At 64.6% G+C, this 15976-nt stretch carries 13 protein-coding genes; 10 read left to right on the top strand and 3 right to left on the bottom strand.

Features of this window, described 5'->3' with window-relative positions; translation table 11 throughout:
- Window positions 1–447 precede the first annotated feature (447 nt).
- Window positions 448–1827, top strand: coding sequence for an ATP-dependent RNA helicase DbpA (gene dbpA / locus KI797_RS01710; protein WP_161506850.1), 1380 nt, complete (start codon window positions 448–450; stop codon window positions 1825–1827).
- A gap of 90 nt (window positions 1828–1917) precedes the next feature.
- Window positions 1918–2208, top strand: a complete 291-nt coding sequence (locus tag KI797_RS01705) for a YkgJ family cysteine cluster protein (RefSeq protein ID WP_041206500.1) — start codon at window positions 1918–1920, stop codon at window positions 2206–2208.
- 33 nt (window positions 2209–2241) lie between these two features.
- Here the strand turns inward: KI797_RS01705 and KI797_RS01700 are convergent, their stop codons facing one another.
- Complete coding sequence (locus tag KI797_RS01700; RefSeq protein ID WP_042649394.1) at window positions 2242–2649, bottom strand: hypothetical protein; 408 nt, start codon at window positions 2647–2649, stop codon at window positions 2242–2244.
- Window positions 2650–2922: 273 nt separating this feature from the next.
- Here KI797_RS01700 and KI797_RS01695 point away from each other — a divergent pair, with 273 nt between their 5' ends.
- Window positions 2923–4317: a PepSY-associated TM helix domain-containing protein gene (locus tag KI797_RS01695; RefSeq protein ID WP_226171177.1), complete on the top strand. Its 1395-nt coding sequence runs from the start codon at window positions 2923–2925 to the stop codon at window positions 4315–4317.
- A 72-nt stretch (window positions 4318–4389) separates the two neighbouring features.
- On the opposite strand, the gene KI797_RS01690 is transcribed toward KI797_RS01695, so the two are convergent.
- Window positions 4390–4608 (bottom strand): DUF6500 family protein, encoded by a 219-nt coding sequence (locus KI797_RS01690; RefSeq protein ID WP_005327038.1) that lies wholly within the window; start codon window positions 4606–4608, stop codon window positions 4390–4392.
- Between the two features lie 105 nt (window positions 4609–4713).
- The gene (locus KI797_RS01685; RefSeq protein WP_043132588.1) at window positions 4714–5619 is read right to left on the bottom strand and encodes a 1,4-dihydroxy-2-naphthoate polyprenyltransferase; all 906 of its coding nucleotides are present in this window, start codon (window positions 5617–5619) and stop codon (window positions 4714–4716) included.
- Between the two features lie 207 nt (window positions 5620–5826).
- Between KI797_RS01685 and KI797_RS01680 the strand changes: the two genes are divergently transcribed.
- The 7 genes from KI797_RS01680 (at window position 5827) to KI797_RS01650 (ending at window position 15900) form a co-directional block, all read left to right on the top strand.
- A complete protein-coding gene (locus tag KI797_RS01680; RefSeq protein WP_226171174.1) occupies window positions 5827–7158 on the top strand; it encodes an isochorismate synthase in 1332 nt (443 codons plus the stop codon).
- 33 nt (window positions 7159–7191) lie between these two features.
- Window positions 7192–8925, top strand: a complete 1734-nt coding sequence (gene menD / locus KI797_RS01675; RefSeq protein ID WP_226171172.1) for a 2-succinyl-5-enolpyruvyl-6-hydroxy-3-cyclohexene-1-carboxylic-acid synthase — start codon at window positions 7192–7194, stop codon at window positions 8923–8925.
- On the top strand, window positions 8915–9682 hold the full coding sequence (gene menH, locus KI797_RS01670; RefSeq protein WP_226171170.1) for a 2-succinyl-6-hydroxy-2,4-cyclohexadiene-1-carboxylate synthase: 768 nt from the start codon (window positions 8915–8917) through the stop codon (window positions 9680–9682). The genes menD and menH overlap by 11 nt, the downstream gene beginning before the upstream one ends.
- 86 nt (window positions 9683–9768) lie before the next feature.
- Window positions 9769–10629, top strand: coding sequence for a 1,4-dihydroxy-2-naphthoyl-CoA synthase (gene menB, locus KI797_RS01665; RefSeq protein ID WP_005329409.1), 861 nt, complete (start codon window positions 9769–9771; stop codon window positions 10627–10629).
- Window positions 10629–11558 (top strand): o-succinylbenzoate synthase, encoded by a 930-nt coding sequence (menC, locus tag KI797_RS01660; protein ID WP_226171168.1) that lies wholly within the window; start codon window positions 10629–10631, stop codon window positions 11556–11558. The genes menB and menC overlap by 1 nt, the downstream gene beginning before the upstream one ends.
- Window positions 11559–11568: 10 nt before the next feature.
- Complete coding sequence (locus KI797_RS01655) at window positions 11569–12978, top strand: AMP-binding protein (RefSeq protein ID WP_226171167.1); 1410 nt, start codon at window positions 11569–11571, stop codon at window positions 12976–12978.
- Window positions 12979–13155: 177 nt separating this feature from the next.
- Window positions 13156–15900, top strand: coding sequence for a collagenase (locus KI797_RS01650; protein ID WP_226172967.1), 2745 nt, complete (start codon window positions 13156–13158; stop codon window positions 15898–15900).
- Window positions 15901–15976: the final 76 nt, after the last annotated feature.

The raw sequence follows: 15976 nt of genomic DNA, 5'->3' as shown, positions 1-15976 counted from the left end.
TCCGACTCAATAATATGTATGCGAGATAATACAAACGTTTTTAAATTAATTAAGCGGAAACGGGATATTAATCGCGCAACGAAAAATCAAAATAATCTTAAAAAACATTAATTTATATTTATTCCGGTTGCGGCAGCAGTGCCGATCAATATTTCATTATCACTCCCGCAACATTCGTATTAAAATATTACTCATGTTTCAGCCATGATATTTAATCAACCAGAACAGAAAACGTTTACCCTTGATAAATAATTACCTGGATACCGTAAACATTCACCTCGAGCCATCCCCGTGGCACCTCTCTGTCGCCATGGCGACGGATGAGCCCACGTTGAGGTTGCGCTGGGTCAACCGTTCAAAAATCCGCCACATCCGGTGTCACATTCTGGTATGATGCGCGGCCTTAGCGTTCGCGCATCCCCGTTTTCTCCGAAATAGAGTCCTTTTGTGAACAACAGCGAATTTAGCAGCCTCAATCTCTCCCCCGCCCTGCAAGAGAACCTCACCAGCCTGGGCTATCTGCAGATGACCCCGATCCAGGCTCAGAGCCTGCCTCTGGTACTCGAAGGCAAAGACCTGATTGCCAAGGCAAAAACCGGCAGCGGCAAGACCGCCGCCTTCGCCCTCGGCCTGCTCTCCCGCCTCAACATCAACCGTGTCGACGTACAGGCCCTGGTGCTCTGTCCGACCCGCGAGCTGGCGGATCAGGTGGCCCAGGAGATCCGTCGTCTGGCCCGCGCCCTGCCGAACGTCAAGCTGGTGACCCTGTGTGGCGGCACCCCGACCGCACCGCAATCTGCCACCCTGGGCTTCGGTGCCCACATCGCCGTCGGCACTCCGGGCCGCATTCTCAAGCACCTGGAGCAGGGCACCCTGGAACTCTCCAGCCTGGAGACCCTGGTGCTGGACGAAGCGGATCGCATGCTGGACATGGGCTTTGGCGAAGACATCAACAGGGTCATCAGCTATGCGCCCGAGCGCCGTCAGACCCTGCTGTTCTCCGCCACCTATCCGGAGGGGATCGCCCAGATGAGCCGCGGCGTGCAGCGCAACCCGGTCGAGGTGAGCGTGGAGTCCCTGCACGAGGGCAGTGCCATCGAACAGAAGCTGTATGAAGTGCCGGCCGGTCAGCGCCTCGACGCCCTCACCTGGCTGCTGAGCCACTATCAGCCGGGCTCCTGCGTGGTGTTCTGCAACACCAAGCGCGCCTGCAACGACGTGGCCGATCACCTGGCCGCCAAGGGCTTCTCGGCCCTGGCGCTGAACGGCGATCTGGAACAACGGGAACGGGATCAGGTGCTGGTACGCTTCGCCAACGGCAGCGCCACCATCCTGGTCGCGACCGACGTGGCGGCCCGTGGCCTCGACATCAAGGAGCTGGGCGCCGTCATCAACTACGAGCTGACCTATGACCCCGAGGTGCATGTGCACCGCATCGGCCGTACCGGTCGTGCCGGCCAGCAGGGCCTGGCCCTGAGCCTGTATCAGCCCAGCGAAGCGCAACGCGTCAACCTGATCGAGGAGTACCAGCAGGCCCCGATGCCGCTGGGTAATCTCGACAGCATAGGTCGCGAGATCAAGCCGATTGCACCGCAGATGGTGACTCTCTCCATCGATGCGGGCCGCAAGACCAAGGTGCGGGCCGGTGATATCCTGGGTGCGCTGACCGGCGAAGGCGGCATTGCCGGTGCCGACGTGGGCAAGATCCAGATCTCCGAGCAGTACTCCTACGTGGCGGTCAAGCGTCAGGTGGCGAGCGCCGCCCTCAAGCGACTGCAGGAAGGCAAGATCAAGGGGCGCAGCTACCGTGCCCGCAAACTGGGCTAAGGTTCTTTACAAGCCATTGGCCAGACCACAGGCGCCTGACAGGCGCCTGTTTCATATACTTGGATGCCGCCATGCGGCAAGACAGGCACCATGACCCAAGCAATCCAAACCGATGTGAGCTGCCAGAACTGTGAAGCCTGCTGCTGCCGTCTCGAAGTGATGCTCTTTACCGACACCGGCGTGCCGGATCGCTATGTACTCGATCGGGAAGGGGAGATCCCCGTGATGCGCCGGCTGGAAGATGGCTGGTGTGCGGCGCTCGACCGCAACACCATGATGTGCCGCATCTATGAGGTACGACCGCTGATCTGCCGTGAATTCGAGATGGGCGAGCCCGACTGCGTCGACGAACGGGACAAGTGGTTTATCAAGCTGGAATGAGACTGGCAGACAGAACAGCCTCGGGCTGTCGGGTCAGCTCACCGGTGTGACGTCGCCGCCGAGCCGCTCCCCCAACCAGTGGATGGCCGCAGCCTCCTGCTCAAAGTAACGCACCGCCCTGAACGGCAGATCGCTGAAGACCTGATCCGCCAGATAGCGTTTGAACCCACCCACCGCCACCACCGCCAGAAAGGCGCAGCCATTGGCGGTACACCAGCCAAACTGACGACGAAACCGCGCCAGCACCTCGGGACCGGCGGCTTCGAACTCGGTCGCCACCTCGACAATACCCCAGGGCGCATCGCGCAATCCTGCGATCTGCTGGCTGAACGCCGCCTCATAGGCCATGGCGCCCGCCAGATTGAAAGGGCCGCTCGGGCGGCAAATCAGCACCTGCCCCTGTCGCTGCATCTCGAAATGACCGTGTGGTTGCAAGTGCACGCCCCCTCCTCCCATGCGTTTTTCGCCGCGCCGGCGCCGCCTGATGTTGCAACAAGGTAAGGATTTATCTACAGAAAGTCCATGCCACCCCGCATGGCCAAGCCCTTGCTCCACCACCAGATCGCCCATGACTGGCCTGGCGACCCCGCCAGTATGGATTGGTCTCCCCTCTCGCCATGTTCTGTTGCAGTTAATAAAACGTTGCTGCTATCATCCGCGCCGCCACCAACATTCCACCAACTGAAACGTTGGTCATTGACACAAGGATCAGAGATGAAAAACCGGGACTCGAGTCACTACCAGCGGATCTGGCGCTGGCATTTCTATGCCGGTCTCTTCGTCGCCCCCTTTCTGATCCTGCTCTCTCTCACCGGCATCCTGTATCTGTACAAACCCCAGCTCGACAACCTGCTGTACCCTGAGCTGATGAAGGTAACCCCCGCCACCCAGACCCTGAGCGCCGATCAACTGCTGGCCAAGGCGACGATCGCCATGCCCGATGCCAGCCTGCGCAAATACCTGCCCCCGGCGGCCACTGACGCGAGCGCCCAGCTCGTCGTCAACCAGGGGGATCGCGAGCTGACCCTGTTCATGGATCCCGCCAGCGGCGCCCTGCTAGGCACCATAGATAACAAGTGGAACCTGCAGGCGGTGGCCCGCGCCCTGCATGCGGAACTGCTGCTCGGCACCACGGGGGATCGCCTGATCGAGCTGGCCGCCGGTTGGGGAATCGTGCTGCTCGTCAGCGGACTCTACCTGTGGTGGCCCCGCAGGGGGCCCGGTGTGGGTGGCATCCTCTGGCCCAGAATGCACCAGCGCGGCCGCCTCTGGTGGCGGGATCTGCACGCCGTGGTCGGCTTCTGGGGCGCGGGTTTCCTGCTGTTGCTGCTGCTGAGCGGCATGACCTGGACCGGTTTCTGGGGCGATCAGTTTGCCGCCGTCTGGAACCGCTTCCCGGCCGCCATGTGGAACGAGGTACCGAAATCCGCTCCTCTCGCCCGCACCCTCAACCATGCCCATGAACAGACGGTGCCCTGGGCCGTCGAGAGCACTCCCATGCCGAGCTCGCAGCCGGTTCCGGAAAATCATGATCACAGCGCCATGAACCATGGCGGAGAGCACGACGGCATGGTCATGGCCAGCCACCGCATCCCCCTGCAACGGGTGGTGGAGATCGCCACCGAACGTCGGGTTCATCCGGGTTACAGCATCACGCCGCCGGCCGGTGACACCGGCGTCTACACCATAGCCCTGTTCGCCGACGATCCGCGCAACGACGCCACCCTGCACATAGATCAGTACAGCGGCAAGGTGCTGGCCGACGTTCGCTGGCAGGATTATGGCGCGGTCGCCAAGACGGTGGAAACCGGCGTCATGCTGCACACCGGCAAGCTCTACGGCTGGCCCCACCAGCTCGTCATGCTGCTCATCTGCCTGATGGTGCTGGCCAGCTCGGTGAGCGGGCTCTGGATCTGGTGGAGCCGCCGTCCCCGGGGCAGGCTCGCCGCCCCGCCGCTGCCTGCCAAGCTGCCTCCCATGCGCGGTGCCATCGCCGTGCTGGTGCTGCTCGGGATCTGCTTCCCGCTGGTGGGCGCCTCCATGCTGGTCATCTGGTTGCTGGACTGCCTCTTCTTCGCTCGCCGCACGGCCGTGGCACCCGCCAACTGAGATCACTCCCCTGCGGGCGGCAAACAACCAGAAGGGCTCCTCATCAGGAGCCCTTCTGGTCTCTTCCCCGCCCTATCTCATCGCCTCGACCAGTGCGATGATCTTCCGTGCCTTCTCGAAGTGGTCGAGTCTATGGGTCTGGATCCACCAGGTCGCCGCCTCCATCAGCAGCTCGGGGTCGTCGTTCCTGTTGGCGAAAAAGGCATAGAAGGAGACTCCCACCCCCTCCCCCTTCCGGGCAATTTTCTGGTGGCAGACCTGGATGATTTTCTGCTTGAGCGAGTCGCGCATGGTGACGTTCCTGCCTGATGAGTGAAATGGCGGACAGCATACCTCAGCCTGCAAAAAGGGCTCCCATTCGGGAGCCCTTTGCATGACCGATAGCATGCCACTGGGTCAGGAGAGGGCCAGCCCCGCTGAGAGCAGCAGGCTGAACAGGAAGGCGCTGATGGCGGTCTTCTTGAGGGCGCCGGTCAACACCTCGCCATCGAGGCTCTCCCGCAGGGTACGGGCGGCATCGGTGAGCGGCTTCATGGCGGGCAGGAAGATCCAGGGCCAGACGCTCGCGGGCTGAGTCAGCAGGAAGGCGATGGTGGCCAGCAGCGCCGCCCCCAGCAGCACCCAGTGGTAGGCGATGGCGCGGTGGCGGCCAAGCCGCACCGCCAGAGTGATCTTGCCGCTGGCGGCGTCCGTCTCGATGTCCCGCACGTTGTTGATGTTGAGCACAGCGGTCGCCAGCAGGCCACAGGCGGTGGCAGGCAGCAACAGGTCCCACTCCAGGCTATGGGTGAACAGGTAGTAGGAGCCGAGCACCCCCAGCAGGCCGAAGAACAGGAATACCGAGATGTCCCCGAACCCCCGATAACCATAAGGAGTCTTGCCCACCGTGTAGGTGATGGCCGCGACGATGGCCGCGCCCCCCAGCAGGATGAACGTCAGGATCTGCTGCCAGGCCTCCCCGAAGGCGCAGACCAGCAGGGAGAGCCCGCTCACCACGGCCGCCAGCGCGGTCAATCCCATGGCCACGCACATCTGGTGCCTGGTGATGAGGCCGGAGACCACGGCGCGCTGGGGCCCGATCCGCTCCCCGTTGTCGGCACCGGAGACCGCATCACCATAGTCATTGGCCAGGTTGGAGAGGATCTGCAGCAGGATGGCGGTCAACAGGGAGAGACCCATGATGGCGCCGTCGAAGGCCCCCCGGCTGGCTGCGAGCCCCGAGCCCAGCAAAATGGAGGAGCACGCCAGAGGCAGTGTTCGCAAACGCGCCGCCAGCAACCAAACAGAGAAGGTATTTGTCATATTGTGATGGCCAAACAATCAGATATTGATCGTGTTAAGGGTTATCGAACCGGATTTCGGTATACTTGGCCCCTAGGGAGGTAGCTCCCCGGGCGATTTACATGGAAGAATGGGCAGATAATATATAGGAAATCATCGCCCTTTGGCATCAACCTGCGCCATCCTCCCCCGGAGCGATTGCGACTATCCGGCTCAGACAAGACATCCATGTTGGCTCAGACCCATCTCAAGCAACAACTGGACGCCCTGCGTCACAGCACTGTCAGCGGTTTCGTGCGGCTGCGCGTGGCGGCCAACGTCGACCTCTTCCCGGGCTGGCTGGCGGCGCAGACCCTCTACCCCCGCATCTATTGGCAGGCCCGTGGCCCCAAGAGCCCGGAGTATGTGGCGCTCGGCGCCATCCACGAGCTGACCCGGCCAGAGGATATCCAGCGAGTCTGCGATCTCGCCAATACGAGCAGTGAAGACAGCCCCCGCTACTACGGTGGCCTGGCGTTCGATCCGGCACAGCCCGGTTGGCAGGGGTTCGGTCCCTGCCGCTTCGTGCTGCCCCGTATCGAGCTGGTACGCCGTGGGGAGTGCATCAGTCTCTGCCTCAATCTCTGGTTGCCCGCCCAGGATAAGGTGCACGAGTTCGATGCCGAGCTGCAGGCGGCCGAGGCTGCCCTCGACGCCCTGCAACCGGAAGCGCCCCTGCCCTCACTGCAAAAACGGTCGTGGCAGCGCCGGGATGTCCCGGGCCCGGCCCAGTGGCAAACCCTGGTAGAGCGGGTGACGGACCCCGCCTTTCAGGCCCACACCCCCAAGGTGGTGCTGTCGCGGGAGAGCCTGCTCGAAAGCGAGGAGAGCATTCCCCCCCTCTGCCCCTGGTCCCTGCTGACCCAGTGGGCCCGTCACGCCCAGGAGTGCTTCCACTTCGGCTTCCAGTTCTCCCCCGAGCAGAGCTTCATCGCCTGCTCCCCCGAGCGCCTCTATCGCCGGGAGCAGTGCCACCTCTTCACCGAAGCACTGGCGGGCACCATTCGCCGTTCCGGGGACGAGGCGACCGACGCGGCCCTGGCCGCCGAGCTGCTGGCAGACAGCAAGAACCGGCTGGAAAACCGGCTGGTACACGCCGACATCCTCAGCCGACTGGCGCCGCTCACCACGGACGCCACCCTGACCGAGCCGCGCATCCTGAAACTGCGGCTGCTGCAGCACCTCAAGTGCGACATCGAGGCCGAGCTCAAACCCGGCGTGTGCGACTGGCAACTGCTGGCCGCCCTGCACCCGACCCCGGCGGTGGGCGGTGCCCCCCGCGAGGCGGCGCTCGCCTTTATCCGCGAGAGCGAACCCTATGATCGCGGCTGGTACGCTGGCGCCTGCGGCATGCTGAGCCGGGAGACCTCGGAGTTCTCGGTCGCCATCCGCAGCGCCCGCATCACGGCACAGGGCATCAGCCTGTTTGCCGGCGCCGGCATAGTGGCAGGCTCGGAGCCCGCCGCCGAATGGGCCGAACTCGACAACAAGATCGCCAACGTGCTCTCCCTGCTGGGATAGCGTTTTTCATCGACCCCTCACCGCGAGAGCCTTATGCCCGCCAGCCAATTGCCTGAGCACCGAGCGTTTACCAGCCAGCATGCCACCTTCAATCACGTCTGGTCTTCCCTCCTGCTGGAAGAGCTCCATCGCCTCGGCGTGCGCGACATAGCGCTGGCCTCCGGCTCCCGCTCGGCCCCGCTCACCATGGCTGCTGCCGCCCACCCCGGCTTTCGCCGTCATCTCCACTTCGACGAGCGCGGCCTCGGGTTCATGGCGCTGGGGCTGGCCAAGGGAAGCGGTCGACCGGTGGCGGTGATCATGACCTCGGGCACCGCGGTGGCGAACCTCTGGCCCGCCGTGGCCGAGGCGCAGCTGACCGGTGTGCCGCTCATCATCCTCTCCGCCGACAGGCCCCCCGAACTCATCGACAACGGCGCCAACCAGGCCATCGATCAGCAGGGGATCTTCGGGCGCTACCCCGTCCATCAGCAGAATCTGCCGAGCCCCACCCCCAGTATTCCGGCCGCCTTCGTGCTGAGCTCGGTGGATCAGGCGCTGGCCAAGCAGGCACTGACCCCCGGGCCGGTGCACTTCAACTGCATGTATCCCGAGCCCCTCTATCCCGGCGAGGCGTACCTGGACTTTTCCGACTACCTGGCGCCGCTCGGTGACTGGCTGCATTCAAGCGAGCCCTGGAGCCCCTGGCTACAGGGCGAACAACACTGCCCACACCAGCCCGACTGGGACGAGCTGCAGGGCAAACGCGGCGTCATCATCGCCGGCCGCATTCAGGATCCGGCCGAAGCGCATAGGGTGATCCAGCTGGCCGAGCGCCTCGGCTGGCCGTTGCTGGCGGACTTGCAGAGCCAGATCCGCTTCGACAGCCGCAATCTCATCCACATGGATCTCGCCCTGCAAAACAGCGGCTTCGTGACCGAGCTGGCCCGGGCCGAGGCGCTGTTGCAGTTCGGTGCCCGCCTCATCTCAAAGCGGCTCGGGCAGTTCATCAAGCAGCACCCCTGGCAGGATTACTGGCTGGTAGACCCACAACCGGCCAGGCTGGATCCGGACTACCGGCTGCGTCGCCGGCTGGTGTGTACACCCAGAACCTTTGCCACGGCTCATCCGGTGCACCATCGCCATCTGCCCTGGCACCGGCTGGCGGAACGCCAGCAGGGCATCAGCCAGCAGGTGCGCAGCGCCTGCGATCGCTTCTCCGAACTCGGGGTCTGCCATCGGTTGAACCGGCTCATCCAGGGCCAGCTGTTTGTCGGCAACAGCATGCCGGCCCGGCTGATGGACATGCTTGGCGAAACCGGTACGGGCCCCAGCAGGGTGATGACCAACCGCGGCGCCTCCGGCATTGATGGCCTGATCGCCACGGCCTTCGGCTTCTCCCTGTCGAGGGATGAGCCGACCACCCTGCTGCTCGGCGATCTCAGCGCTCTGCACGATCTCAACAGCCTGGCCCTGCTTGGCAAGGGGAGCCGGCCGTTGGTGGTGATCCTGCTCAACAACGACGGCGGCAGCATCTTCCGCATGCTGCCGGTACCGACCAGGGACTCGCTGCTGGAGACCTACTACTGCCTGCCCCACGGCCTGCACTTCGAGCACGCCGCCGCCATGTTCGGCCTGAACTATCGGGCACCGGCTACCCTCGACGAATTTGAACGGGACTACGCCACCGCGCTGAAAACCGGGGCAACCCTGATTGAAATCAAGGTGCCGAGCAACGAGGTAGCCGAGGATCTCAAGGCACTGGGAAGCGTAATCCGTGGCAGCTAGTGTCTACCAGCCGACGCTGGTGCTGCTGCACGGCCTGCTCGGCGATGCCGACGACTGGCGGCCGGTGATCACAGCCCTGCCGGAGATCGAATGCCACGCGCTGGATCTGCCGGGCCACGGCCGCAGCAAGGCGCGGCGGGTGACCGGCTTCGAGCAGGCCCATGAGTGGCTCTGTGAGGAGCTGGCCGCACGGGATATCGAGCACTACCGGCTGGCAGGCTATTCCCTGGGGGGGCGGCTCGCCCTCTATCATGCCAGCCAGTCCCCCGCCGGGTTGCAGGCGCTCTTGCTGGAGAACTGCCATCCGGGCCTGCCGGAGGCCGAGCGGGCCGCCCGACTCGCCCACGATGAGGGCTGGGCCCGGCGCTTCGAGCAGGAACCCCTGCCCCTGGTACTGGCGGACTGGTACCGGCAGGGGGTGTTCGCCGATCTCGACGAGACCGCCCGTGCCCGCCAGGCAGCCCGCCGCCTGGGCAACGAGGGCCCTGCCATCGCGACCATGCTGCGCGCCACGTCGCTGGCCAAACAGCCGGATCTCGTCCCCTGGCTGAGCCATACCCGATTGCCGGTGCGCTGGATCTCCGGCAGCCGGGATCACAAATTCCATCGCCTGGCTTGCCAGCTGGTCAAGCAAGGCTGCAATATCAATCACTTGGCTTTGGATGGCGGGCACAACCTGCACGCCAGCCAGCCCGACACCTTTGCCCGGCTCCTGCGGGAGTGGGTCAACCAACCAGAAGAGAAGAGTCATGACTGACGCAATGACGGATGCGCAACCCCATGCAACCGTCGCCCCTGACAGGATTGCCCGGCTGACTGCTACCACACCAGAAGGAAAACACCATGATTGAGGCAATGACGGAAGCGGAACTGTACGCTCCCATTGAGTGGCAGGATTGCTCCGCCGGTTACGAGGACATCCTCTATCACAAGTCCCTGGATGGCATTGCCAAGATCACCATCAACCGTCCCCAGGTGCGCAACGCCTTCCGCCCCCGCACCGTGAAAGAGATGCTGCAGGCCCTGGCCGATGCCCGTTATGACGATCATATCGGTACCATCATCCTCACCGGTTTTGGCGAGAAGGCCTTCTGCGCCGGTGGCGACCAGAAGATCCGCGGCGACTACGGTGGATACCGTGACGACGAGGGCACTCACCACCTCAACGTACTCGACTTCCAGCGCGACATCCGCACCTGCCCGAAACCCGTGGTCGCCATGGTAGCCGGGTATGCAGTCGGGGGCGGCCACGTGCTGCACATGATGTGCGATCTGACCATCGCCGCCGACAACGCCCAGTTCGGCCAGACAGGTCCAAAAGTCGGCTCCTTCGACGGCGGTTGGGGCGCCTCCTACATGGCCCGCATCGTCGGTCAAAAGAAGGCCCGCGAGATCTGGTTCCTGTGCCGCATGTACGATGCCCAACAAGCGCTCGACATGGGGCTGGTCAACACCGTCGTCCCCCTGGCCGAGCTTGAGCGGGAAACCGTGCGCTGGTGCCGCGAGATGCTGCAAAACAGCCCCATGGCGCTGCGTTGTCTGAAAGCCGCACTGAACGCCGACTGCGACGGCCAGGCCGGCTTGCAGGAGCTGGCGGGCAATGCCACCATGCTGTTCTACATGACCGAAGAGGGTCAGGAAGGGCGTAACGCGTTCAACGAGAAACGCCGTCCCGACTTCTCCAAATACAAGCGGAATCCCTGATGACACTCGCCCTCTATCGCTACCAACTGCCCTTTACCCAGCCCCTGACCTTTCACGGCAAGGTGGAGGTGGCGCGAGAGGGCCTGTTGGTGCGCATTGGCGATGGCTGGGGGGAGATAGCCCCCCTGCCCGGCTTCTCCAGGGAGAGCCTGGCCGAGGCGCAAACCGAGAGCCTCGCCTGCCTGGCGCAACTGGCCCGGGGGCAGACCATGACCCCCCGGCTGCCCTCGGTTCAATTTGGTCTGGACTGTGCGCGGCGGGTCTGGCCGGAACAAACGGCGGCACTGCCCGACCCCTATCCCCTCATTCAGGGCTCCCCTCAGGAACTGCTCAAGAACTGGAAGCAGTGGCTGCACGAGACACCCCTCAAGGCCAAGCTGAAGGTGGCTCGCTACCCCATGCGGGACGAGCTGGCGCTGATCCGCCTGCTGCTCGACAGGCGCCCCAATCTCAAGCTGGTGCTGGATGCGAACCAGGGCTGGACCCGCGAGGAGGCCTGGGCCTTCTGCGGCCACCTGGATCCGAACCGGATCGAATACCTGGAAGATCTGTGCGCCGACTTCGAGGACATCGCCTTCGTCGCCAGTCGTACCGGCATGCCGGTGGCCCTCGACGAGTTGCTGGCCCAGGGCAAGTCCTGGGAACCCATCCCCCAGCTGAAAGCCCTGGTGCTCAAGCCGACCCTGCTCGGTTCCCTGGCCAACAGCGAGGCCCTGGTGGCCCGCGCCCGCGAGCTTAAGCTGAAGGTGATCGTCTCCTCCTGTTTCGAGTCCGGTATCGGCCTCGGTCAGCTCGCCCGCCTCGCGGGGGAGTGGGCGCCGGATCAGGCCCCTGGGCTGGACACCCGACGCTGGCTGGCAAGGGATCTGCTGGACAAACAGGGTCAACCCGACCCAAGCCTGATGGAACCTCTGTTTCACCGTGACTGAAGGAGCCCCCATGCCGCCCGCCCGTGCAGCTGATGCCTCACTGGCAGCCTGCCCGGTGCGCCACTGGGCACAGGCGGCCCCCGGGCGCATCGCCATCCACGGCCATATCTCTCTCACCTATCGGCAGCTGGATACTCGGCTAAACGGCCTGTGCCAACAGCTGGCGCAGGCAGGATTGAAGCCGGGTGATCGCCTCACCGCCGTGGTGCGCGGCGCCCTGGAGGATGTGCTGCTGGCCTGGGCCTGCGTGCGCAGCGGCCTCGTCTTCTGCCCGCTCAATCCCGCCTTCCCCCTCGTCAGACAGGCCGAGCTGGCGCGACAACTCGAGGTGGTCGCCTGCTGGTCGGCGGGAGAGATGCCACCCGGCCCCTGGCGGCGGCTGCAACTGGAGTTCGAGGCCGAGGGGGAGCCCACCCCCGAGCCCCTGTGGCTGGATCCCAACCGGCCGAGCAACATGATCCTCACCTCGGGATCCAGCGGCAGCCCCAAGGCCGTGGTGCACCGCCTCGCCAACCACCTCGCCTCGGCCCGGGGCTCGGCCACCCTGATCCCCCTCGATGGCGATTGCGGCTGGCTGCTCTCCCTGCCGCTGTTCCACGTGGGTGGCTACGCCATCCTGTTCCGGGTCTTCCTGGCGGGGGCCAGCCTGGTGCTAGACGATCGTACCCAGCCCCTCAAGGAACGGCTCGAGCGCCAGCCCATCACGCACCTCTCGCTGGTACCGACCCAACTCTGGCGCCTGCTGGCGCAAGGCTTCGACCCCGCTCGCACCCGCTTGCGCGAGCTGCTGCTCGGAGGGGCCGCCATCCCTGAGCCTCTGGTCAACCACCTCAAGGCACTGGAGTTTACCCCCAAGTCGAGCTATGGCCTCTCCGAGATGGGTAGCCAGGTCTGCACCGGCCAGCCTGCCGGCGCCGGGGTAGTGGGCAGGCCCCTGCCCGGGCGGGAGGTCTGCATCCGTCAGGGAGAGATCTGCGTGCGCGGCGACACCCTGTTTGCCGGCTATTTCCAGGCCGGAGCGCTGGTGCTGCCGCTGGATGAGGAGGGCTGGTTTCACACCCGGGACAAGGGCCACTTCACCACGGACGGCGAGCTGGTAGTGGAGGGGCGGCTCGACAACCTCTTCATCTCGGGAGGGGAGAACATCCAACCCGAGACCATAGAGCAGCGGCTGGTGGATCACCCCGCCGTGGCCCAGGCCCTGGTGGTGCCAGTGCCGAGCGATGAGTGGGGGCAGAGGCCCGCCGCCTTTATCGACTGGCTGGCAGAGCCCGTGCCCCACGACGAACTGGCGACCTGGATCAGACACTCCTTGCCTGGCTTTATGGTGCCGGACCGCTGGCTGCCCTGGCCGGATCTCGGCGGCAATCTGAAACCCTCCCGCACCCTGCTCGCCCAGAGCCTGCGGCAAGAGGAGTGACGTAGCCCCCCATATGGGGCTGAGTCCTTGCTATCAATGCAGCCCCCTTTGGGGCTGTTTTTATGTTGTTTGCTCCCGAATACATGATTTCTCGGCGCCACCTGGCTCGTTGATATTCTTTTGGAGCCCAATACCCTGTCTGGTCCCCACGTCACTCCATCCACCAAAGGGATTATGATGAATCACCTCTCTACCCGGCTGCTGCTCCTGGCAGCCCCCGGCCTGCTCGCCACCTCGGCGCTGGCCAGCTACTCCCCCGACTGGCAACAGTATCAACTCATGGGCGAAGCCAGCCGTCAGCTGGGGGATCGTCTCACCGAAGTGACCTATGAGCTGAGCGCTCGCAACGGCAGCGCCCCCTATCAGCAGCTGAGGGTGTATCGCCGCTTCGACTGGCGCGAGGCCAACCTGGCGGCCCTGGCAGAGCGGCAGTGTGGTGAACCGCAACTCAAGATCGAGCAGGGCTGGCAGATCCGCTACCTCAGCTGTGAAGAAGTGGTGCCGGCCGGCAAGGCCGTCCCGGCCAGCAGCTATGACTTTGGCTACGGCATGAAGCAGGGCCGCTGGGAGCCACTGGCAGGCACCCCGACCGCGCCGCGTCAGGATCGTCTGCCGCTGGCGGAGCGGGTCATCCTGGGTCACAGCGAGCAGGAGTTGGATCGCTGCGAGCTCAACGCCGAGGGGCGCTGCGCCGAGCAGGCATGGCAGTACCAGCCCCGAGACTGGCAGCAGTTGAAGGTGCTGGAAGAGACCCCCAACGAACGGGATGGCCGGCTCGAGCAGATCTTCTTCCGCCTGCAACCCATCGCAGGCAGCCAGGCCGCCCGTCAGGTGAGCGAGCTGCACGTCTGGCGCCAGTACAGCTGGCAACTGGACGAGACCAAGGCACAGCAGGAGTGCGATGAACCCCAGAACCGGCAGGAGGGCGACAAGACCATCAGCTACCGGGTATGCCGCCAGACCCTGCCCGCCGGCAGCGAAGTGCAGGTGGTCTTGAAGGACACCGGCTATCAATACCCGGTGGGGGGCAGCGAATGGCAGACCCTGCCGGAAACAACCGAGTGGCAGGAGAGCCGGGTGCTCAACCGCCCCATCGTGCTGGCCAGCAAGGAAGAGCAGCTCGACTGTCGCCGTGCCGACGGCCGCGCCTGCTCCGAGCCGGATCTGCCGGGCACCGAGCTGCTGGACGCCGAAGCGGCCAGGATAGTGCAGGATGCCAGTGGCCAGCCCGCGCCGGTCTGGCAGGAGAACTATGGTCACGATGACCGCAAGCTGCTGGCCGTGTCCCGCGGCATCCAGCGCCTGCTGGCGGCCAATCAGCCGGCTCATCCGGCCATGAAGCTGCTGCTGGAATACGTGCGCGCCCACAACTACCACAACTACGGCAAGCACAAGGAGGACGGCCCGGCTGCCGCCGAGGCACTGGCCGAGGCGTTGACGGCGCTCGGCGCCCATCCGCTGCTCTTCCCGGAGCAGGCCAGCGACGAGGTAGGTACCGTCATGGGGGCCTGGAGCATCGCCCTGCACGGCCAGTTCAAGAGCCCGGCAGTGCAGAGCCGCTTTGGCACCCTGCTCGGCGAGTTCAACCAGATGCTGGCCTACGCCACCCGCCATGCCGGCGAGATCAACGGTCAGCACACCTGGGCGACCGGCCTGTTCGATCTGCTCAACTTCCTCGACTTCGCCAGCGATTACAGCGACCCCTTCGCCAACGACTTCCGCCAGCAGGATGGCGAGCTGCGCAAGCAGCTGCACGCCCTCGGCATGAGCGAGCTCGCGTTGTGGAAGGGACGGGATGGTGCCGATCTGTTCCTGCTCAACAACGTGCTGGATGCCTACACCCGCCTTTACCGGGTCGCCCGCTATACCCGCCCGGACGAGCTCGACGGCTACCGCAAGCTGCTGGATGACTCCGTCATCGCACTGGTTCGCCACCACGACCTGATCCCCGGCGGTCAGCAGAGCCAGGATCTGCTGGCAGACATGTCACTGACCCTCTCCACCTACTACCTGACCTACACGGATCGCACCAGCGAAGCCTGCATCAGCGGTGACTTCGCCGGGCTCTGCACCCCTGTCCGGGTGGAGGACGTGCTGCCGTTCGAGCACACCTGCTCGCCGACCCTGCGCCTGCGGGCCCAGGATCTGACCATGGATCAGGCCGAGGGGATCTGCCGTGAACTGGGTGCCGAAGAGCAGCAGTTCCATCAGCAGATGGAAACCGGCGGTCAGCCGGTGGCGGACGATCTCAACGAGGCGCTGGAGCTGGTGATCTTCGACTCCTCCGCCGACTGGCAACGCTACGGCAGCGCCCTGTTTGGCGGTGTCGCCACCGACAACGGCGGCATCTACCTCGAGGGGGATCCGGCCCGTCCCGGCAACCAGGCCCGCTTCTTCGCCTACGAGGCGGAGTGGAAGCGCCCCGCCTTCCAGGTGTGGAACCTGCGCCACGAGTACGTGCACTACCTGGACGGCCGCTTCAACCAGTACGGCAGCTTCGGCCACTACCCGCTCAACCGCACTACCTGGTGGTCGGAAGGGCTGGCGGAGTTCATCGCCCACGGCCAGTGCTTCGCCCGCGGCCTGGACAACGTCGCCGGTCGTCCGGCCAGCGATCGTCCGGCCCTGGCCGACATCCTGCACCTGGATTACGACAAGGGCGGTGAGATGGTCTACTCCTGGTCCTACACTGTGCACCGCTTCCTCAGCGAGACCGGCCGCAGCGCCAGCTGGCTGGCCATGGCCCGGGCCCTGCGCAACCCGGATCAGCAGCAGGCCATGAGCGCCTTCGAAGCCGAGCTGGACCAGCTGATTGCCAATGACAGCGAGGCCTACCAGCAGTGGTTCGGCCGTGAGCTGCTGCCCTGGTGGGAAGCCAACAAGGAGTCTGAGGAGTGCAAGGCGAACGACTCAGCCCATTGAGGGTGAGCCATGAATGAGGAAGGGCGGCCATGGTCGCCCTTGTTTATGGCGCCCCTTGATGGACTCAAGATCGCGC

The sequence above is a fragment of the Aeromonas media genome, assembly GCF_020423125.1.
In the GTDB taxonomy this organism is placed as follows: domain Bacteria; phylum Pseudomonadota; class Gammaproteobacteria; order Enterobacterales; family Aeromonadaceae; genus Aeromonas; species Aeromonas media.
Note: the sequence above shows the minus strand (reverse complement) of the source record. Positions and strands in the feature narration are given on the sequence as shown.